General features: G+C 70.9%; 16 protein-coding genes. 12 read left to right on the forward strand and 4 right to left on the reverse strand.

The window, feature by feature from the left end; all coding sequences use genetic code 11:
- Positions 1 to 17: 17 nt before the first annotated feature.
- The 6 genes from AB5J56_RS25620 (at position 18) to AB5J56_RS25645 (ending at position 7595) form a co-directional block, all read left to right on the forward strand.
- Entirely contained in the window at positions 18 to 1298 is a 1281-nt protein-coding gene (locus AB5J56_RS25620) for an amidohydrolase family protein (RefSeq protein ID WP_369235366.1), read from the forward strand.
- Positions 1299 to 1401: 103 nt separating this feature from the next.
- Positions 1402 to 2343: an LLM class F420-dependent oxidoreductase gene (locus AB5J56_RS25625; protein ID WP_369235368.1), complete on the forward strand. Its 942-nt coding sequence runs from the start codon at positions 1402 to 1404 to the stop codon at positions 2341 to 2343.
- 42 nt (positions 2344 to 2385) lie between these two features.
- A complete protein-coding gene (locus AB5J56_RS25630) occupies positions 2386 to 3162 on the forward strand; it encodes an SDR family NAD(P)-dependent oxidoreductase (RefSeq protein WP_369235370.1) in 777 nt (258 codons plus the stop codon).
- A 91-nt stretch (positions 3163 to 3253) separates the two neighbouring features.
- Positions 3254 to 4372, forward strand: coding sequence for an LLM class flavin-dependent oxidoreductase (locus AB5J56_RS25635; RefSeq protein ID WP_369235372.1), 1119 nt, complete (start codon positions 3254 to 3256; stop codon positions 4370 to 4372).
- Positions 4373 to 4390: 18 nt separating this feature from the next.
- Positions 4391 to 6121, forward strand: coding sequence for an amidohydrolase family protein (locus tag AB5J56_RS25640; RefSeq protein WP_369235374.1), 1731 nt, complete (start codon positions 4391 to 4393; stop codon positions 6119 to 6121).
- 22 nt (positions 6122 to 6143) lie between these two features.
- On the forward strand, positions 6144 to 7595 hold the full coding sequence (locus AB5J56_RS25645; protein ID WP_369235376.1) for an aldehyde dehydrogenase family protein: 1452 nt from the start codon (positions 6144 to 6146) through the stop codon (positions 7593 to 7595).
- Between the two features lie 36 nt (positions 7596 to 7631).
- Here AB5J56_RS25645 and AB5J56_RS25650 read toward each other — a convergent pair whose 3' ends face one another.
- Both AB5J56_RS25650 and AB5J56_RS25655 read right to left on the reverse strand, forming a co-directional pair.
- Complete coding sequence (locus tag AB5J56_RS25650; protein WP_369235378.1) at positions 7632 to 8027, reverse strand: nitroreductase/quinone reductase family protein; 396 nt, start codon at positions 8025 to 8027, stop codon at positions 7632 to 7634.
- Between the two features lie 79 nt (positions 8028 to 8106).
- Positions 8107 to 9645, reverse strand: a complete 1539-nt coding sequence (locus tag AB5J56_RS25655; RefSeq protein WP_369235380.1) for a CehA/McbA family metallohydrolase — start codon at positions 9643 to 9645, stop codon at positions 8107 to 8109.
- A 147-nt stretch (positions 9646 to 9792) separates the two neighbouring features.
- Here AB5J56_RS25655 and AB5J56_RS25660 point away from each other — a divergent pair, with 147 nt between their 5' ends.
- The 3 genes from AB5J56_RS25660 to AB5J56_RS25670 all read left to right on the forward strand — a co-directional run bounded on the left by AB5J56_RS25660 (position 9793) and on the right by AB5J56_RS25670 (position 13966).
- A complete protein-coding gene (locus AB5J56_RS25660; RefSeq protein ID WP_369242775.1) occupies positions 9793 to 10695 on the forward strand; it encodes an LLM class F420-dependent oxidoreductase in 903 nt (300 codons plus the stop codon).
- 69 nt (positions 10696 to 10764) lie between these two features.
- Positions 10765 to 13386: a bifunctional FO biosynthesis protein CofGH gene (locus AB5J56_RS25665; RefSeq protein ID WP_369235382.1), complete on the forward strand. Its 2622-nt coding sequence runs from the start codon at positions 10765 to 10767 to the stop codon at positions 13384 to 13386.
- Between the two features lie 25 nt (positions 13387 to 13411).
- Positions 13412 to 13966, forward strand: a complete 555-nt coding sequence (locus AB5J56_RS25670; protein ID WP_369242777.1) for a hypothetical protein — start codon at positions 13412 to 13414, stop codon at positions 13964 to 13966.
- Here the strand turns inward: AB5J56_RS25670 and AB5J56_RS25675 are convergent.
- On the reverse strand, positions 13959 to 14519 hold the full coding sequence (locus AB5J56_RS25675; RefSeq protein ID WP_369235384.1) for a DUF2165 domain-containing protein: 561 nt from the start codon (positions 14517 to 14519) through the stop codon (positions 13959 to 13961). The two genes, AB5J56_RS25670 and AB5J56_RS25675, sit on opposite strands and share 8 nt — an antisense overlap.
- A 158-nt stretch (positions 14520 to 14677) precedes the next feature.
- Here AB5J56_RS25675 and AB5J56_RS25680 point away from each other — a divergent pair, with 158 nt between their 5' ends.
- From AB5J56_RS25680 to AB5J56_RS25690, 3 genes are all read left to right on the forward strand, one after another.
- Positions 14678 to 15301 carry a hypothetical protein gene (locus tag AB5J56_RS25680; RefSeq protein WP_369235386.1) on the forward strand — a complete coding sequence of 208 codons (624 nt, stop codon included), beginning with the start codon at positions 14678 to 14680 and terminating at the stop codon, positions 15299 to 15301.
- A gap of 48 nt (positions 15302 to 15349) precedes the next feature.
- Entirely contained in the window at positions 15350 to 17947 is a 2598-nt protein-coding gene (locus tag AB5J56_RS25685) for an AAA family ATPase (protein ID WP_369235388.1), read from the forward strand.
- A 141-nt stretch (positions 17948 to 18088) separates the two neighbouring features.
- A complete protein-coding gene (locus tag AB5J56_RS25690; protein WP_369235390.1) occupies positions 18089 to 19204 on the forward strand; it encodes an ADP-ribosylglycohydrolase family protein in 1116 nt (371 codons plus the stop codon).
- A gap of 17 nt (positions 19205 to 19221) precedes the next feature.
- Here the strand turns inward: AB5J56_RS25690 and AB5J56_RS25695 are convergent, their stop codons facing one another.
- Positions 19222 to 20799, reverse strand: a complete 1578-nt coding sequence (locus AB5J56_RS25695) for a sodium:solute symporter family protein (RefSeq protein WP_369235392.1) — start codon at positions 20797 to 20799, stop codon at positions 19222 to 19224.
- Between the last annotated feature and the right edge of the window lie 84 nt (positions 20800 to 20883).

The raw sequence follows: 20883 nt of genomic DNA on the forward strand, positions 1-20883 counted from the left end.
GCGCTACCGTGAACGCCATGGAGACCACGGAGACCCCTCAGTCGCCCCTGGCGACCTTCCCGAAGATCATCTCGGTCGACGACCACACGGTGGAGCCCCCTGACGTCTGGCAGACCCGGCTGCCGAAGAAGTACCTGGATGTCGGCCCCCGTATCGTCCGTGCGCCGCTGAAGGAGATGACGTTCCTCGGCGGCAAGTTCGCCCCGATCATGGGCAGTCCGGGCGACGACGGGCCCATCGGCGACTGGTGGGTGTACGAGGACCTGCACCGGCCGCTCACCCGGCTCGACACCGCGGTCGGCTACTCCCGTGATGAGATCAAGCTCGAAATCATTACGTACGAGCAGATGCGTCCTGGTTCGTACGACGTTCCGCGGCGTCTCGACGACATGGACGTCAACCATGTCCAGTCCGCCCTCTGCTTCCCGACCTTCCCGCGCTTCTGCGGTCAGACGTTCACCGAGGCGAGCGACCGTGAGCTGGGGCTTCTCTGTGTCCGCGCCTACAACGACTGGATGGTGGAGGAGTGGTGCGGGCCGGCCGCGCGCGGCCGGCTGATACCCCTGACCCTCATTCCGCTCTGGGACGCGGAACTTGCGGCGGAAGAAGTACGCCGCAATGCCGCCCGTGGCGTACGCGCCGTCGCCTTCTCCGAGATCCCGCCCCACCTCGGCCTGCCCTCCGTCCACACCGACGACTGGGACCCCTTCCTCGCCGCCTGCGACGAGACCGGCACCGTCATCGCCATGCACATCGGCTCCAGCAGCCGCATGCCGTCGACGTCCGCCGACGCGCCGCCCGCCGTCGGCTCCACCATCACCTTCGCCAACTGCTGTTTCTCCATGGTCGACTGGCTGATGAGCGGGAAGTTCGAGCGCTTCCCGAATCTCAAGGTCATGTACGCGGAGGGGCAGATCGGATGGATCCCCTACATCCTTGAGCGGGCCGACGTGGTGTGGGAGGAGAACCGGGGCTGGGGCGGCGTCGCCGACAAGGTGCACCGGCCGCCGTCCGAGCTCTTCGCCGACCATGTCTACGGCTGCTTCTTCGACGACGCCTTCGGGCTGCGGAACCTCGACGCCATCGGGGTCGGCAACGTCCTGTACGAGACCGACTATCCGCACTCCGACTCCACCTGGCCCGAGTCCCGGCAGGTCGGCGAGGCCCAGATGGGGCACCTGGAGGCGGACGTCGTCGACCGGATCGTACGGCGCAACGCGATCGAGCTGCTCGGGCTGACGGGCGAGGGGCTGTGGTCCGGCCCGGCGGGGCCTTCGGCGTCCCGCGGGGCGCGCTGAATTCCTGCCCCGCCTCTTGTCTGACGATCCGTCAGCTATCACCATGGCCGCCATAGCCACTGAAGTGACGGATCGTCAGATACGACGACTAGGGGGCTCGCCCATGCAGGTGCTGTCCGAAGGGCGACTGGCCTACGGGATGCAGCTCCCGGTGCAGTCGCAGAGCACCATCTACGCGGAGGGGTGGGAGGCCGGCGCCGGACCGGACGACCTCGTCGAGATCGCCCGGGCCGCCGACCGCTCCGGCTTCGCGTACCTCGCGAGCTGCGACCATGTCGCCATCCCGCGCCGCCTCGCGAGCGCCATGAGCACCATCTGGTACGACCCCGTCGCCACCCTCGCCTTCCTGGCGGGAGTCACGCGGAACGTACGTCTCCTCAGTCACGTCGCCGTCGTCGGACTGCGGCATCCACTGCTCACCGCCAAGCAGTACGCCACCCTCGACCACCTCTGCGGAGGGCGGTTGATCCTCGGGGTCGGGGCCGGGCATGTGCAGGAGGAGTTCGAGGTGCTGGGGGTGGACTTCGAGCGGCGGGGGGCCGTGCTGGACGAGTGCGTCGACGCGCTCAAGGCCGCCCTCGGTCCTGATGAATTCCCGGTCCATCACGGGAAGTTGTACGACTTCGAGGGGCTCGGGCAGCGACCTCGGCCCGCCCAGGAGCGGGTGCCCCTGTGGGTCGGCGGCTCCTCGCCCGCCGCCGTGCGCCGGGCCGCCGTCCGGGGGGACGGGTGGCTGCCGCAGGGGGATCCGCGCGAGCGGCTGCCGGAGCAGATCGCGCGGATTCGCGAGCTGCGCGAACGGTCCGCCGTCCAGGGTCCCTTCGTCATCGGTGCGATCACCGAGCCGCTCTACGTCGGCGAGCCCGGCTGGGACGTCGGTCGCCGCACCCTCACCGGTGCCCCCGAAGCCCTCGCCGAGTCGCTGCGGGCGTACCGCGCGATGGGCGTGAACCAGATCCAGGTGCGGTTCCGCAGCCGGAGCCGCAGTGAACTCATCGACCAGATCACCGCGTTCGGGGCCGAGGTCGCCCCCCATCTCGGCTGAGGACTGCTGAGGACTGCCGAGGACTGAGGACTGAGGAGTGACATGGGCAAGCTGGACGGTCGCGTCGTCATCGTCACCGGTGCGGCGCGTGGGCAGGGCGAGCAGGAGGCGCGGCTGTTCGCGGCGGAGGGGGCGAGGGTCGTCGTAGCCGATGTGCTCGACGATCAAGCCGAGGCGCTGGCCAAGGAGTTGGGGGCGCTGCACGTCCGTCTCGACGTGAGCAAGGAGGCGGACTGGGATGCCGCCGTGGCCGCCACGAAGGAGGCGTACGGCCGGATCGACGGGCTGGTGAACAACGCCGGCATTCTGCGCTTCAACTCCCTCGTGGACACGCCCCTGGAGGAGTTCATGCAGGTCGTGCAGGTGAACCAGGTCGGCTGCTTTCTCGGTATCAAGGCCGTCGCCGGGGAGATCGCGGCGGCCGGCGGGGGCACGATCGTCAACACCGCCTCGTACACCGCGATGACCGGGATGGCGGCCGTGGGCACGTACGCGGCGACCAAGCACGCGATCCTGGGGCTCACCCGGGTCGCCGCCATGGAGCTGGCCCAGCAGGGCATACGGGTCAACGCCATGTGCCCGGGCGCCATCGACACCGCGATGTCCAACCCGGCCCTGCTGGACCCGGACGCGGATGCCGAGGAGATGTCGAAGGCCATCGGCGACCTGTACCGCAAGCTCGTGCCGCTGGGGCGGATCGGCAGGCCGGAGGAGGTCGCGAAGCTCGCGCTGTTCCTCACCTCCGACGACTCCTCGTACATCACCGGGCAGCCGTTCGTGATCGACGGTGGCTGGCTCGCGGGGGTCAGCATCCTCTAGTCATCTGACTGGTCATCAGCTATACCTGACGGTACGTCAGAAACAATGCGGATCATGCACGTACACCATGAACTGGGGACGGTGAACCTCCTTGGAATTCGGGCTCTTTGTACAGGGATACGTGGGCAAGCGCGCCGAGACCGACCCGCTCGCGGAGCACAAGGCGCTGATGGAGGAGACCGAGTACGTCATCCAGGCGGACAAGTCCGGCTTCAAGTACGCCTGGGCGTCCGAGCACCACTTCCTGGAGGAGTACTCGCACCTCTCGGCCAACGACGTCTTCCTCGGCTATCTCGCGCACGCGACGGAGCGGATCCACCTCGGCTCGGGGATCTTCAACCCCCTCGCCCAGGTCAACCACCCGGTGAAGGTCGCCGAGAAGGTCGCCATGCTCGACCATCTCACCGAGAACCGCTTCGAGTTCGGCAGCGGTCGCGGGGCGGGCTCGCACGAGATCCTCGGCTTCCTGCCCGGGATCACCGACATGAACTACACCAAGGAGATCTGGGAAGAGACCATCGCCGAGTTCCCGAAGATGTGGCTGCAGGACGAGTACGTCGGGTTCAAGGGCAAGCACTGGCAGCTCCCGCCCAGGAAGGTCCTGCCCAAGCCGCACGGCAAGTCGCATCCGGCGATGTGGTACGCCGCCGGGTCCCCGCCCTCGTACGCGATGGCCGCCCGCAAGGGTCTGGGCGTGCTCGGCTTCAGCGTGCAGAAGGTCGCCGACATGGAGTGGGTGCTCGAGCAGTACAAGACGGCGGTCGTGAACGCCGAGCCCATCGGGGACTTCGTCAACGACAACGTGATGGTGACGACGACGGCGATCTGCGCGCCCACGCACGACGAGGCGATACGGATCGCCGTGTCCGGCGGGCTGCACTACCTGCCCTCGCTGGTCTTCCGCTATCACGACACCTTCCCGCGGCCCGAGGGCTTCCCCGTGTGGCCCGAGACGCTGCCCGAGTACACCCCCGAGTTCGTCGAACTCCTCGTGGAGGAGGAGCTGTTGATCTGCGGCGACCCCGACGAGGTGCTCACCCAGTGCAAGCGCTGGGAGCAGGCGGGCGCGGACCAGCTCAGCTTCGGGCTGCCGGTCGGCGTCCCGAAGGAGGAGACCCTCCAGACGATCAGGCTGCTCGGCGAGCACGTCATCCCGAAGATCGACACCGACCCGGTGCACCGCACGACCCGGTTCCGTCAGTCCGCCTAGGCCGAGGGGGCAAGCGCGATGCTCGACCACGTCATCAAGGGCGCCACCGTCGTGGACGGGACGGGCGCGCCCGCGTACACCGCCGACGTGGGGATACGCGACGGCCGTATCGCGGCCGTCGGCGAGGTGAGCGAGGAGGCGAGGACGACCGAGGACGCGCGCGGTCTCGTCCTCGCCCCCGGCTTCGTCGATCCCCACACCCACTACGACGCCCAGTTGTTCTGGGACCCGTACGCCACTCCGTCCCTCAACCACGGCGTCACGACGGTCGCGGGCGGCAACTGCGGCTTCACCCTTGCCCCGTTGAACCCCGACCGGCCCGCCGACGCCGACTACACGCGCCGCATGATGTCCAAGGTCGAGGGCATGTCCCTGGTCGCCCTGGAGGAGGGCGCACCCTGGAGCTGGCACTCCTTCGGGGACTATCTCGACGCTCTGGAGGGGCGGATCGCCGTCAACGCGGGCTTCATGGTGGGGCATTGCGCGCTGCGGCGGTACGTCATGGGGGCGGACGCGGTGGGCGGGCAGCCGACGCCGGAGCAGTTGCGGCGGATGCTGGCCCTCCTCCACGATGCGATGGACGCGGGCGCCTGGGGCCTGTCCACCACCCAGTCGTCCACGCACTCCGACGGCGACGGCAAACCGGTGGCCTCACGTCACGCCCGCCCCGACGAACTCCTGGCCCTGTCCAAGGCGGTGGGGGAGCACGAGGGTACGCAGATCGAGGCCATCGTCGCCGGGTGCCTCGATCAGTTCAGCGACGACGAGATCGACCTGTTCGTGGAGATGAGTGCGACCGCCGGGCGCCCGCTGAACTGGAACGTGCTGACCATCGACGCCGCCGTCCCCGAGCGCGTGCCGCGCCAGCTCCTGGCAAGTGAGCGCGCCCGTAAGGCCGGTGGCCGCGTCGTCGCCCTCACCATGCCGATCCTCACCCCCATGAACATGTCGCTCGGCACGTTCTGCGCGCTGAACCTGATCCCCGGCTGGGGTCCGATCCTCGGCCTGCCCGTGCCCGAGCGGATCGTGAAACTCCGCGATCCCGACGTACGGGCCGAGATGCTGCGGCGCGCCGGCAGCAAGGAAGCGGGCGTCTTCCGGCGGCTGGCGAACTTCGGGCGGTACGTCATCGGGGACACGTACAGCGACGCGAACGCGGGCCTGACCGGGCGGGTGGTGAAGGACATCGCCGCCGAGCGCGGCCAGGAGCCGTTCGAGTGCCTCGTGGAGATCTGCGCGAGCGATCAGCTCCGTACGGTGCTGTGGCCGATGCCCACCGACAACGACCCCGACTCGTGGGCGCTGCGGGCCGAGACGTGGCGGCACGAGGACGTGATGCTCGGCGGCTCCGACGCGGGCGCCCATCTGGACCGCATGTGCGGGGCGCCGTACACCACCCGCTTCCTCGGCGACTGCCTGCGCGGACGGCAGCTGCTGCCGCTGGAGCAGGCGGTGAAGATGCTGACGGACGATCCGGCGCGGCTGTTCGGCCTGCGGGAGCGGGGACGTGTGCAGGAGGGCTTCCATGCGGATCTCGTCCTCTTCGACCCGGAGCGGATCGACGCCGGCAAGGCCACTCTGGTGCACGACCTGCCGGGAGACAGCCCGCGGCTGGACTCCAAGGCGATCGGGATAACGGCCGTGTGGGTCAACGGGGTCGAGGCGATACGCGGTGACGTCGTCACGGGCGCCGTACCGGGCAAGGTGCTCCGCTCCGGGCGGGACACGCGGTCGGTGACCACCAGGTGAGTCACGAGCGGGCGGGGGCCAAGTGACCGACAGGCAGCGGCTGTTCATCGGCGGGGCGTGGGTAGAGCCGGACGGCGGGCACTACGAGGTGATCGACCCGGCGACGGAAGGTGTGGTCGGGTGGGCGCCGGAGGCCTCGCGGGATCAGGTGCACGCGGCCGCGGCCGCGGCTCGCGCGGCCTTCGAGGCGTGGTCGCGGACCCCGGCCGAGGAGCGCGCCGCCGTCCTGGACCGCACGGCGGAGATCGTCCAGCGGCACTTCGTCCCGTACGCCGACCTCGCCCAGGCCGAGAGCGGCGCGACGACGGGCACCGCGCGCGGGATGCAGGTCGGCGTGGGCGTGGCCCGATTCAAGCGGTACGCGCGCGTGGAGCCCGTCGAGCAGGCCCTGCCCCCGCAGATCAACGAGGCGGGGCCGTTCGGCAGGGCGGCGGTGATGGGCGCGGTCGCCGTACGCCGGGCCGTCGGCGTCGTCACCTGCATCACCTCCTACAACAACCCCTGGGCGAACCCGGCCGGCAAGATCGCGCCCGCCCTGGCCATGGGCAACACCGTCGTCGTCAAGCCGGCCCCGCAGGACCCGCTCTCCGTCTACCGGCTGGCGGAGGCCCTGGAGGCGGCGGGCGCACCGCCGGGTGTCGTGAACGTCGTGAGCGGCTCGCGCGCGGAGGTCGGCGAGGCCGCGGTCGACTCGCCCGACGTCGACATGGTCAGCTTCACCGGGTCGACCGCCGTCGGCCAGCGCATCGCCGAGGTGTGCGGGCGCGGTATGAAACGGCAGTTGATGGAGCTGGGCGGCAAGGGCGCGGCGGTCGTCTTCGACGACGCGGACCTGGCGTCGGCGGTGTCCGGCATCGGCACGACGTTCTCCTTCTACAGCGGCCAGATCTGCACGGCACCGACGCGGGTGCTGGTGCAGCGGGGGGTGCACGACCGGTTGGTCGCGCAACTGGCCGCGTACGCGGGCCATGTGAAGGTCGGAGACCCGCGCGAGCAGGGCACGGTCGTCGGCCCGGTCATCTCGGCGGCGCACCGGGACCGCGTGGAGTCGTACGTCGAACTGGGTCGGAAGGAGGGCGCGTGCGTGGTCGCGGGCGGCGAACGACCGCCGTACGACCGCGGGTTCTACGTCGCTCCGACCCTCCTCGCCGACTGCACTCCCGACATGCGGGTGGTGCGGGAGGAGATCTTCGGCCCGGTGGTGGTCGTGGTCCCCTTCGACGACGAGGAGGAGGCCATCACCCTCGCCAACGACAGTGACTACGGCCTCATCGACTACGTCTGGTCCGGCGACGTGGCCCGCGCCTTCCGCGTCGCCCACCGCCTGCGCGCCGGAGGCGTCGGTGTCAACACGGTCGGCCGGAACATGGAGGCGCCGTTCGGCGGCTTCAAGAAGAGCGGGGTGGGGCGCGACGTGGGGTCGTACGCGCTGCACGCGTACAGCGAGGTGCAGGCGATCGTGTGGCCGGGGTGAGTGATCGCATGCTCTCGTGGGCGAGGCCGCGCACCCTCAGTCCGCCAGCTCCACCCGCACCGTCAGCAGCTGCGTGCCCAGTGCGCGTACCGCCGTGCTGTTCAGGCGGGGCAGGGTCCTCAGGCGGGCTCGGGGGTCGTCCTCCGGCATGAGGTGGGCGGTGCCCGGGTGCCAGCGGCCTCTGATGCGGACGCGGACGGCCGGGTTCGCCTTGATGTTCCGTACGTACTGGGACTTCTCGCCGTACTCCGAGACCAGCCAGAAGGTGTCGCCGGTCCGGCGCCCGCCGACCGGGGTCTGGCGGGGGAGGCCGGAGGTGCGGCCCGTGGTCTCCAGGACGGTCTGGAGGGGCAGGCGGCGCAGCAGCGGGTTGCCGACGCGCCGCTGGAACGACGTCACGGTCCGGTGCTTGAGGTCGGCGTAGCGGGGCATCGTCCTGGGCTCCCTTCCTCGGGCCGGATCACTTCGATCCGGCGCGAGGTCAGACTATTTCGCCTCCGTGCTCACCGTTTCAGCGGTGTCCCAGGAAGATCGGGTTCGTGAACGCCGCCAGGGCTCCGGGCAGCGGGGCCACGGCCGCCTCGTGGCGGAGTTCTGCCCGGACGTACGCCGCGTACTGCGCCGTCGTATGCCATTCCACCGTCGCGGCGCCGGAGACCGGGATGACCGCGCTGGTGAGCAGGACGCCCTGGTCGGTGACGAAGCGGGCCGTGCAGCGCGGGGCGCCGGTGACGTCCAGGCGGACCGTGACGGGCGCGTCGGGTGCCACCTCCAACCGCCCGCCGATGCCCGCGTGTTCGCCCTTCGGGCCCGCCGCCGAGAAGTCGAGCGAGATGAGCTTGGACTCGGCCACGTAGGAGCGGCCCGCGCGGATGCCGTCCTGGACGGCCTCGCGGGTCAGGTCGTCGGCGAGGACCACCGTCTGCGGGGAGCCGACCGGGTCGGGGTCGCGGTGGGCGTCGCTGTTGCCCATCGCCGGGATCCAGTCGTGACCGGCGCGCACGGAGGCGACGAGCATGCTGTCCCAGTCGGCGAGGGCCACCTCGTCGTCCGGCGTGTACGGGCCGTTCCACACCTCGATCGCGTCCGCCTCGCCGAAGCCGAACTTCCAGTTGCAGCCGACGCAGGTGGCGTGCGGATGGGCGGGGACGACCAGGCCCCCGGCGCGGCGGATCCGGCGGGCGTAGTGGCCGAAGCGGTTGTCGCGGGCCCGGTAGCGCCAGTCGACGAAGGTGCCGGGGTCGGTGCCGAGGGCCACCACGTGGCCGTTGCGGGTCGTGACCTCCTCGCCCAGCATGATCAAGAGGTCGTCGCCCGCCTGGTCCGCCCAATGGGGGTGCGCGGAGTGGGTGTTGTGCTCGGAGGTGTTGATGAAGTCCAGGCCGGCGGCGCGGGCGAGGGCGGCGATCTCGGCCGGGGTGCGGCGGCCGTCCGAGTACCAGGAGTGCAGGTGGCAGTCGCCCCGGTACCAGGCCCGGCCCCGGCCCTTCGCGCGCTCGGGCGGGTACACCGGTCGCGGAGTCTCGCCCGGTTCGCCGTACGTCAGCGTGATCGTGATCTCGTACGGCAGTCCCTGCGGCGCCACCGTGTAGGGGCCGAGGGCGATGTGCCACGTGCCCGGGTGCACCGGGCCCGGGATGTAGCCGGGCGTCGCGTCGTCCGCCCGGACGAAGAACTCCGTGCGGGCCCCGCCCGACCAGCCGCGGAAGCCCGCGCCGCCCAGCTCGGTGCCGCGCTCGTCGAAGAGGCCGATGTCGAGGGCGTTGCCCGCGGTGCCGGCCGGCACGGACGGCTTCTCGTAGGTGTACGCGACGTGCAACTCCCGGACCCCGTGCGGGACTTCGAGAGGCACGTACACGAAGTCCGGCGAGCCGGTGGGCAGCGTGCCGCGCACCGTCTTCGTCTCCGGGTCCTGTCCGGCTGCCGCTGAAGCGAAGGTCACGCTTCCCAACGTAAGCGCGGCGGCGGCTCCCGTCACGAACAGCGCGCGTCTCGCGATGCCCGTGCCGTCACTTGTCTCGATTCCCGTGCCGTGGTCGTCCTCGCACATGCTGCTGCTCCCAGGTGTCGTGAGGGACATGGGTGGTGCAGGGGTCGTACTGGACCCTGGTATTCAGCCGTGAACAGCGGTGCAAGGAAAGGGGGTTGATGGGTTTCGACTTGGCGGCGGCGATGCTAGGAAGTGCGCATGCGGCCTCTGCGGATCGCCACGACGATCTTCCTCACCGATGAGACGATCACCCCGACCCGGCTGGCCCGGGAGCTGGAGCAGCGCGGTTTCGCCGGGCTGTACCTCCCCGAGCACACGCACATCCCCGTCGAGCGGACGACGCCGTACCCGGTGGGCGGGGAACTGCCACCCGAGTACGGCCGCACCCTCGACCCGTTCGTCGCGCTCGGCCAGGCGGCCGCGGTGACGGAGCGCCTGCGCCTGGGCACCGGCATCACGCTCGTCGCGCAGCACGACCCCATCGTGCTGGCCAAGCAGGCCGCGACCCTCGACCACCTCTCCGGCGGCCGCTTCACGCTCGGCATCGGCTTCGGCTGGAACGTGGAGGAGGCCGCCGACCACGGCGTCGACTGGCGTACGCGGCGGGAGCTGGGCCGGGACCGGATGGCGCTGATGCGGGCGCTGTGGGCGGAGCGGCCGACGGCGTACGAGGGCCGGTTCGGGTCGGTCCGGGCCAGCCACGCCCACCCCAAACCTGTGCAGAAGCCGCGCGGGCCGGTGGTCGGGCCGCGCACGCTCGTCGGGGGCGCGGCAGGGCCGAAACTGTTCGCACACATCAGCGAGTACGCGGACGGTTGGATGCCGATCGGCGGGCGCGGCCTCGCCGAGTCGATCCCCGTGCTGCGCGCCGCCTGGACCGACGCGGGCCGGGATCCCGCGGATCTCCAGGTCGTCCCGTCCGCCGTCCTGCCCACCCCGGGCAAGCTCGCGCACTACGCGGAGCTGGGCATAGAGGAGGTGGTGCTGCAACTGCCGCCGGGCGACGAGGGGGACGTACTGCGGGTGCTGGACGAGTACGAGCGGTACCTGACCGGTGCCGGAACCGGTACCGATGGCGCCACCAGGGCCGATTCCAGTGCCACCGTGTAACGACCTGCGGTCGGGGATGAATCCGGCCGCCCTTTTCTGTGCTGATCAGCCCGATCGTATGCTCGAAGGATGACGACTCCCGCGGCCTCCGGAACCGGCTCGACGAACGGCCCGACGAACGGCCGGGCGAACGGCCCGACCGAGAACTCCATGCGTCGCGCTCTCAAACGCGCCCGGGACGGCGTCGCCCTCGATGTCGCGGAGGCGGCGGTGCTGCTCCAGGCACGCGGCGGGGACCTGGAGGACCTGGCCGCGTCCGCCGCCCGGGTGCGGGACGCGGGCCTGGCGGCGGCGGGCCGCCCCGGCGTCATCACGTACTCGAAGAGCGTGTTCATCCCGCTCACCCGGCTGTGCCGGGACAAGTGCCACTACTGCACCTTCGTCACGGTCCCCGGCAAGCTGCGACGGGCCGGCCACGGGATGTTCATGTCCCCGGACGAGGTCCTGGACATCGCCCGGGGGGGCGCGGCCCTCGGCTGCAAGGAAGCCCTGATCACCCTCGGCGACAAGCCCGAGGACCGCTGGCCGGAGGCGCGCGAGTGGCTCGACGCGCACGGCTACGACGACACGATCGCGTACGTACGGGCGATCTCGATCCGCATCCTGGAGGAGACGGGCCTGCTGCCCCACCTCAACCCCGGGGTGATGTCCTGGACGGACTTCCAGCGGCTCAAGCCCGTCGCCCCGTCCATGGGCATGATGCTGGAGACGACCGCGACGCGGCTGTGGTCCGAGCCGGGCGGCCCGCACTTCGGTTCCCCGGACAAGGAGCCCGCCGTACGGCTGCGGGTGCTGGAGGACGCGGGCCGCTCGTCGGTGCCCTTCACCAGCGGCCTGCTGATCGGCATCGGTGAGACGTACGAGGAGCGGGCCGAGTCCCTTTTCGCGCTGCGCAAGGTCTCCCGGGCGTATCACGGCATCCAGGAGCTGATCATCCAGAACTTCCGTGCCAAGCCGGACACGGCGATGCGCGGTATGCCGGACGCGGAGCTGGACGAGCTGATCGCCACTGTGGCCGTCGCCCGGCACATCATGGGCCCGGCGGCCTGTCTCCAGGCGCCGCCGAACCTGGTGGCCGGCGAGTACGGACGGCTGATCGGCGCGGGGATCGACGACTGGGGCGGGGTGTCCCCGCTGACCATCGACCACGTCAACCCCGAGCGCCCGTGGCCGCAGATCGAGGAGCTGGCCGTTCACTCGGCGTCCGCGGGCTTCGAGCTGCGCGAACGGCTCTGCGTCTACCCCGAGTTCGTGCAGCGCGGCGAACCCTGGCTGGACCCGCGGCTGCTGCCGCACGTACGGGCGCTGGCGGATCCGGAGACCGGGCTGGCGCTGCCCGACGCCGTGGTCGAGGGGCATCCGTGGCAGGAACCGGAGGAGGCGTTCACGTCCTCCGGGCGTACCGACCTGCACGCGTCGATCGACACCGAGGGCCGCACCGGCGACCGCCGGGACGACTTCGACCTGGTCTACGGCGACTGGGACGCGCTGCGCGAGGCGGCGGCGCCCGGGATGGTGCCGGAGCGCATCGACACGGACGTGCGCGCGGCGCTCGCGACGGCCGCCGACGACCCGACGAAGCTGACCGACGCCGAGGCGCTCGCCCTGCTGCACGCGGACGGCCCGGCGCTGGACGCGCTGTGCCGCATCGCGGACGACGTCCGCCGGGCGGCGGTCGGTGACGACGTCACGTACATCGTCACGCGGAACATCAACTTCACCAACGTCTGCTACACCGGCTGCCGTTTCTGCGCCTTCGCGCAGCGCCGCACGGACGCGGACGCCTACACGCTCTCCCTGGAGCAGGTCGCCGACCGGGCCCAACAGGCCTGGGACGTCGGGGCGGTCGAGGTCTGCATGCAGGGCGGCATCCACCCGGACCTGCCGGGGACGGCGTACTTCGACATCGCGAAGGCGGTCAAGGAGCGCGTCCCCGGGATGCACGTGCACGCCTTTTCTCCGATGGAGGTGGTGAACGGCGCGACCCGCACCGGGCTGTCGATCCGCGAGTGGCTGACGGCGGCGAAGGAGGCGGGCCTCGACACCATCCCCGGCACGGCGGCGGAGATCCTCGACGACGAGGTCCGCTGGGTCCTGACGAAGGGCAAGCTCCCCACGGCGACATGGATCGAGGTGGTGACCACGGCCCACGAGCTGGGCATCCGCTCCTCCTCCACGATGATGTACGGCCATGTGGACCAGCCCCGCCACTGGCTCGGCCACTTCCGCACGCTCTCCCGCATCCAGCAACAGACCGGCGGCTTCACGGAGTTCGTCACCCTCCCCTTCATCCACACCAACGCCCCCGTCTACCTGGCCGGCATCTCCCGCCCGGGCCCGACGACCCGCGACAACCGCGCGGTGATGGCGATGGCCCGTCTCCTGCTCCACCCGCACATCCCCAACATCCAGACCAGCTGGGTGAAACTGGGTACGGAGGGCGCCGCCGAGATGCTCCGCTCCGGTGCGAACGACCTCGGCGGCACGCTGATGGAGGAGACCATCTCCCGTATGGCCGGGTCGAGTTACGGCTCGTACAAGTCCGTCAAGGAACTGATCGCGGTGGCGGAGGCGGCGGGCCGTCCGGCGAAGCCGCGCACCACGCTGTACGGGGAGGTCCCGGAGGAACGGCAGCGGGCGGCGGAGGCTTCGGACGGGCATCTGCCGGAGCTGCTGCCGGTGCTGGACTGACAACCGAACGAGACTGAGGGGAGAGATCACGGTGGCGTCCCGTCGACTTCCCCCTTGGACGTGGGTCACGGCGCTCACCGCCGCGGCGGTGGCGGTGGTCGCCTTCCTGGCCGTACAGGCGGACCGGGGCCCGCACCCGACGGCGGCGGACGGGGTCACGGCGTCTCCCTCGGCCCCTGCCACCCCCACGCCCGAGTCCACCGCCGTACCGGACGGCTCGGGCACCGGCCGGCGCATCGTGTACTCACTCGGCGAGCGGCGGGTGTGGCTGATCGACGCGAGCGACCAGCCACGCCGCACGTTCACGGTGTGGCCCGGCACGGTGAGCCCGGGCCCCGGTTCCTACACGGTCGAGTCCCGCAAGGACGCCACGACGGGCTACGACGGCGTGAGCATCGAGCACATCGTGTACTTCGCCGCCGACTCCGGCGTCTCCATAGCCTTCTCCAACGCCGTCGACGGCTCCTCGCCCCCGCCCGCCTCGGGAGCCCGCACGGGCGGCATCCGCGTGCACAAGGCCGACGGGGTGGCACTGTGGGCGTTCGGCACGGCGGGGACGCCGGTGCGGGTGATCAAGTAGTCGACTTGCGACCGGAGTTGCCGGGCTCCCCGAACGGCAGGTGTACGACGAGCAGTGCGAACCCGCTGAGTACGAGCACCCGGGTTGCCGCGTCCAGACCGTTCCAGGTCTTCGACTGCCACATGGAGAACCACTCCCCGCCGATGGCGATGAACCCGGCGCCGAAGAGCAGCATGAGCATGAGCAGGCCGTAGGTGGACAGTTGGCGGGCGCGGGCGTAGCTGCGGCGTGCCCAGAACCACGTACCCGCGATGAGGACGAGCGCGGCGACGGTCTCCCAGACGATGATCGCGATGTACGCGGCGTCCTGAAGTCCGGTGCTCGTGATGGCTCTCCACATCAGGTCGTCGTCCTTGAACGTGGTGTCCATGGCCAGAACATGGCGGACGAACTGCTGGTTGGTGCCGAAGTCGGTGATGTTGCCGAAGGCGACGAGGGCGATGTAGAGGGCGACGGTGGCGGTGAGAAGGGTGGCGGCGAGGGGGGCGGCGGAGAGGGGGAGGACGCGTGGGGCGTCAGAGGATTTTGGGGCGGAAGGGGTTTTAGAAGCCATGGGGGGTTCCTTCCCTGCGCCAGCCCGTGCGGGGTAGGCGGATTCGGCCAGAATGGCGGCGAGTGAGGCTTGAAAGGGGTCGGTCGTCGTGATCGGGCGCTCTGTCATGAGTAGGAGAACTCATGACCTGGGGCCCGTGGTGCGGGGAAGATCCTGGCATGACGATGATCAGGACGTCCCGGGTGCCGGTCGGGATGCTGCTGCCGGTGGCCGCGCTGGCCATGTTCGCGGTGGGATGCGGCACGGAGCAGTCGGCCGCCGACGCGTACCGCAGTACGCACCCGACGCCGACCGGGATATCGCAGGCGCCCGTGCCGTCGGACACGCCCTGCCCCGGGGAGACGGCCCCGCCGACACCCACGCCCAGCCCGTCCCTCCCGACCCCGACGCGCTCTCCCGACGCGTCGGGCCCGGCCGTGCCGATCCCCGACCACTACGCCGAGAACCACGGCTTCATGGTCCCCTTCCCGCTGCACGGGCAGGCCCGCTGCGACGGACTCAAGGACGCCGAGCGCATCAGGGTCGCGCTCGAACCCCTGCGCACGCGCGGTGACTTCACGGCGGCACACACCATCCGCGCGCTCACCGGTCTCGGCTACGCCGCCGGCCAGGTGGAGGTGACCCAGTCCGGCGACGTCGGCGTGATCTTCCTCGTCGACGCCTCCACGAAGTCCTCCACGATGTGCCTGGAGGGCTCCATGAGCCGCGAGGCCACCAAGACGGACACCTTCGGCGGCTACCCCGACCACACCGGCTGCGACCAGCCGAGCGGCGGCCACTGACACCCTCTGCCAGACTTCCGCATGGACCGGTTTACGGGGGTGAGGCGGATGAGGCCGACGCGGCCGTCGATGCAGCAGCTGATCGCACAGCGCAGGCGGGCCGGTTTCGTGGGCCGCGGCACCGAACGCGCCGCGTTCCGCACGAACTTCGACATCCCGCCGGAGGACGAACGCCACCGTTTCCTCTTCCACGTCCACGGCAACGCGGGAGTCGGAAAGACCTTCCTGGTACGGGAGTTGGAGCACATCGCCCGCGAGCGCGGGGCGCTGACGGCGTACGTCGACGAGAGCGTCGGCAGCGTGCCGGAGGCGATGGCGGCGATCAGCCGTCAATTCGCGGGCCAGGGGCACCGGTTCAAGGAACTGGACCGCCTGCTCGCCGCACACCGGGAACGGCGCCACGAGGCCGAGGCGGCGGCGATCGCCACGCCGGAACCGTCGCAGGAGCCGGACGGGCCTTCGGCGGGCAGTACGGCGGTGGCGCGGGCCGGGCTGGTGGGGCTGGGCATGGTGCCGGTGGTCGGCGCCTTCGCCGGCGCCCTGGACGCCGGTCAACTCGCCCAGGGCGCCGATCGGTTGCGGACCGGGATCAGCGCGCGGTTCCGCAACCAGGAGGACCGGCAACTGGTGCTGTCACCGGAGCGCGTGCTCACCCCGGTGCTGCTCGCCGAACTGTCCGACGCCGCGCTCGCCGCACCCTGGATCGTCCTGTTCTTCGACACGTACGAGCGCACGGGACCGTTCCTGGACGCCTGGCTCCACGAGGTCATGACCGTCGTCGACCGACATGGCGAACTCCCCGCCAACGTGATCGTGGTGACCGCCGGCCAGCACCGCCTGGACACCGCCCGCTGGGGCGGATTCGCGGACTTCGTCGCGGACGTCCCGCTGACACCGTTCACGGAGGCGGAGGCGCGGGGGCTGCTCGCGGACCGTGGGGTGGTGGCGGAGCCGGTCGTCGAGGAGGTGCTCCGGCTGACGGGCGGGCTGCCGGTACTGGTGTCGACGCTGGCCGAGGCCCGGCCGGCCGACCCGGACGACGTGGGCGATCCGAGTACGACGGCCGTCGAGCGGTTTCTGAAGTGGGAACAGGACCCGGTGCGCAGGGCGGTGGCGCTGGCCTGCGCGCTGCCCCGGCGACTCGACGCGGATGTGTTCCGGGCGGCGGTGGAGTGCTCGCAGGACGACACCGAGGCGCTGTTCGCCTGGCTGCGGGGGCTGCCGTTCGTCAGCGACCGAGGGGACCGGGTGCAGTACCACGACGTCGTACGGGCGCCGATGCTGCGGTTGCAGCGGCTGCGGTCGCCGCGGGGGTGGGCCGATCGGCAGCGGCGGCTGGCGGGGGTGTTCGCACGCTGGCGGACGGAGGCCGAGGACGGGCGTTCGTCCATCGAGTTGTGGGCGGACGAGGGGTGGCGGGAACTGCGCCTGGCGGAGACCTATCACTTGTTGTGCGCGGGAGCGCGGGGCATGTTTCAGGAGGTGCTCGGGGATTTCGTCCTGGCGTGCGACGTCGGGGAGATCGCCGCCCGCCGGTGGGCGCGGGCCTTGGCCGACGCGGGCCAGGACGCCGACGCGGAGGGTGCGGCCCGCTGGGGGAAGGAACTGACCCGGGCGCTCGACTCCGGTGGCATGGCGGCCGCCCTAGGACTGGTGGTGCACCGGGCGGGGTTCAACGATGTGGCTCAGGCGTTCGCCCGGACGATGCGGGGCCGGGAGCTGCAGCGCAGCGGTGCGTACGAGGAGGCGCTGGCCGAATTCGACCGGGCCCTCGAGCTGAACAGCGGGCTGGTGGTGGCTTACGTCGGCCGGGCCATGACCCGCGGCGACCTGGATGCCTACGAGGAGGCGATCGCCGACCTGGACCGGGCCGTCGAACTGGAGCCGGAGCGCGCCATGGCCCACTCCACGAGGGGCGAGTACCACCGCATTCAGCGGCGCTACGACGAGTCGATCAGGGACCTGGACGAGGCGATCCGGCTGGACGGCACGGACAACTTCGCCTGGGCCTCCCGGGGTGCCGCCCATGCCGCCCGCGGAGAATTCGACGCGGCCGTGGCGGATCTGGACCGGGCGCTGGAGCTGAAGCCGGAGTACCCGTGGGCATTGGTGCGCCGGGCCCAGGCATGGCGTGGGCTGGGCGATCCCGTACGGCAACTGGCCGACCTGGACCGGGCCCTCGCCCTGCAGCCCGACTGGGCCTGGACCGCATGTGAGCGCGCGGACCTGCTCCGCGTCGCGGGCCGCCACGAAGAAGCCCTGGTCGACTACGACCGGGCCATCGAACTCGACGACGAGTACGCGTCGGCGTACGCGAGCCGTGGTGCCTGCCGACGCCTGGTGGGGCGCCGCACCGAGGCACTCGCCGACCTGGACCGTGCCGTGGAGCTCAACCCGGACTACGCCTGGGCGCTGAGCCAGCGGGCGTTGGTGCACTGTGAACTGGGTTCCTACGAACGGGCGTTGGCGGATCTCGACCGCCGTCTCGCGCTCACCGGGTCCGCCCCCGTGGCCGAGGTCGAGCTCGCCCCACTGGCCGAAGCTCTCCAGCGAGCCCCCGCCACCGACCGCACGCTCCTCGCCCCGCTCCTCGCCCTGCTCACCTCGGCGAGATCCACTCGATCCGGGAGCCGGCCGGAGGAATAGGCCGGGCGATCGCGCCGATAAGCGACCACTCGTGACCACTCCGGCCACATTCCGCATACCGATCCGCCCCCTCAACCGACCGTTCCCGTTCGATTACAGTGCTGGGCGTCGGACATGCGGGCGGTTCCTGGGGAGGTCTCGGTGGGTGTGGCAGCCGGTGCTGTCTGGGGCCGTGCCGAGCAGCAGGACTTTCGTAGTCGGGTGCGCGGCACCTTGCTGGGGGCGGCCGTCGGGGATGCGCTCGGGGCGCCGGTCGACGGGCTGAGCCTGGAGGAGATCCGGGAGGCCCACGGGGTCGAGGGGCTCACCGATCTCGCGTTCGGGCATGGCAGGCGTGGTGCCGTCACGTATCTCACGCAGCTGACCCTGTTCACCCTGGACGGGCTGATCCGTGCCCAGGTGCGCCGCGACACCGGCGCCTGGCATCCGCCGACCGATCTGCACCGGGCCTACCGCCGCTGGGCCGCGACCCAGAGCGACTGGGGGCCCGACGAGCGGCGCAAGGAAGACGGGTGGCTCGCGCGGGAGGAGTGGCTGTACGCGCGGCGGGATCCGGCGCGCTCGCTGCTGCTCGGGTTCGGCGACGAGACCATGGGGACGCTGGACGCGCCCAAGAACCCGGGGGAGCCGGGGCCCGAGGCCGCCGCGCGGTCCGCGCCGTTCGGGCTGCTCGTCGGGTGGGAGCCGCAGCTCGTGGTGCAGCTCGCCGTCGAGTGCGCCGCGCAGACGCACGGGGACCCCACCGCCTACCTGTCCGCGGGGGCGTACGCCGTCATCGTGCACGGGCTCGCCCGCGGCGAGAGCCTCGACGCCGCCGTGCAGCGCGCGCTGTCGCTGCTGACCGCGCGGCCCGGACAGCAGCCGGTCACGGACGCGCTCCAGCACGCGCTGGGGGCCGTACGGCAGGGGATGCCGACGCCGGGGCGGGTGGAGGAGCTCGCCGGGGACGGTACGGCGGAGGGGCTGCTGGCGGTTGCCGTGTACTGCGCGCTGGTGGGGGAGGACGTACGGCACGGGTTGTGTCTGGCCGTGAACCACGGAGGGCCCTCGGGCGCGGCCGGGGCGATGACCGGCGGGCTGCTCGGGGCGCTGCACGGCGAGACGGCCCTGCCGCCGGCCTGGCTGGCCGAGCTGGAGGGCCGTCCCACGATGCTCGTCCTGGCGGACGACTTCGCGATGGAGATGACGCAGGGGCCTGCGTTGCACGGGCCCGCGGGGTCCTCGCCGGGGTGGCTGGCGCGGTACCCGCGGGGCTAGCCCCGCAGAGGCGGGCGCTACTCCTTCAAGGGGGCTCCCACCGCCCCGTCCGTCGCGCCGGCCGGTTCCGGGATCTCCAGCACCATCGCCGCCGCCCCGTCGTCATCCGTGTTGATCTTCTCGATGATCGCGTCCCGCTCCGGGGTGTCCTCGGGCCGCAGGAGGCCGATGAGGATGTACAGGACGAGGGAGACGGCCATCGGGAGGGAGACCTGGTACTCCAGCTTCACGTCCGTGCGCTGGGAGAAGTCCAGGTGGTAGTTGACGAAGAAGAAGGCGAGGAGGCCGCAGGCCCAGCTGGTGAGGGCCGCCGTCGGGCCGGACTTACGGAACGGGCGGAGCAGGCCCAGGATGAACGGGATCGCGATCGGGCCCATCAGACCCGCCACCCACTTGATGACGACCGTGATGATGTCCTTGAAGGTGGGGGAGTTGACCTGGGTGGCCACCGCCATGGAGAAGCCGAGGAAGGCGACGGTCGTCACGCGGCCGGCGATCAGGCCCGCCCGGCTGTCCCACGCCCGCGCCGCCTTCGACAGCACCGGCGCCACGTCACGCGTGAACACCGCCGCGATCGCGTTGGCGTCGGAGGAGCACATGGCCATCGTGTGCGAGAAGAAGCCGACGACCACCAGGCCCAGCAGGCCGTGCGGGAGCAGCTGGTCGGCCATCAGCCCGTACGCGTCCGACCCGTCGGGCTTCTTCGCCGTCACGAGCAGCGGCGCCAGCCACATCGGGATGAAGAGGATCACCGGCCACACGAACCACAGCGCGGCGGACAGGAAGGCGGACCGCGTGGCCTGCTTCGCGTCGCCCGTCGCCATGTAGCGCTGCGCCTGGTTCCACATGCCGCCGTTGTACTCGAAGAGCTTGATGAAGAGGTAGGCGATGAAGAAGACCGTGAGGTACGGGCCCGCGAAGCCGTTCGCGTGACCGTGCAGCTTCGGTGAGTCGAGCGCCTTGGACAGGCCGCCCTGGTCGGAGATCTTGTTCAGCGCGATGATCAGCATGGAGAGGCCGGCGAGCAACTGGATGACGAACTGGCCGAGTTCGGTCAGTGCGTCCGCCCACAGGCCGCCGATCGTGCAGTAGACCGCCGTGATGCCACCGGTGATGATGATGCCCTGGGTGAGCGTGACGCCGGTGAAGACGCTCAACAGGGTCGCGATCGCGGCCCACTTGGCGCCTACGTCCACGATCTTCAGCAGGATGCCCGACCACGCGAGCGCCTGTTGCGTGGGCACGTTGTAGCGGTCCTTCAGGTACTCCAGCGGGGAGGCCACATGGAGCCGGGAGCGCAGTCGGTTGAGCCTCGGTGCGAACAACTTCGCGCCGATCGCGACGCCGATGGCGATGGGGAGCGCCCAGGTGACGTACGACGTGATGCCGTAGGTGTACGCGATGCCGGCGTACCCGGTGAACATCACCGCGCTGTATCCCGACATGTGGTGCGAGATGCCGGACAGCCACCAGGGCATCTTGCCGCCCGCGGTGAAGAAGTCGCTGACGCTTTCCACACGCTTGTGGGACCAGAAGCCGATCGCGGTCATGACGCCGAAGTACGCGACCAGGACGGCCCAGTCGAGACCGTTCATGTGCCCCCTTCCAGGGTCCGCCTTGTGAACTCCGCCCAGCAGGCTGGCACTTCGCCTGAGCGGGGTAAGGGCGAGGAAGGCCGC

Origin of the sequence: Streptomyces sp. R21 (genome assembly GCF_041051975.1) — a bacterium.
GTDB lineage: Bacteria > Actinomycetota > Actinomycetes > Streptomycetales > Streptomycetaceae > Streptomyces.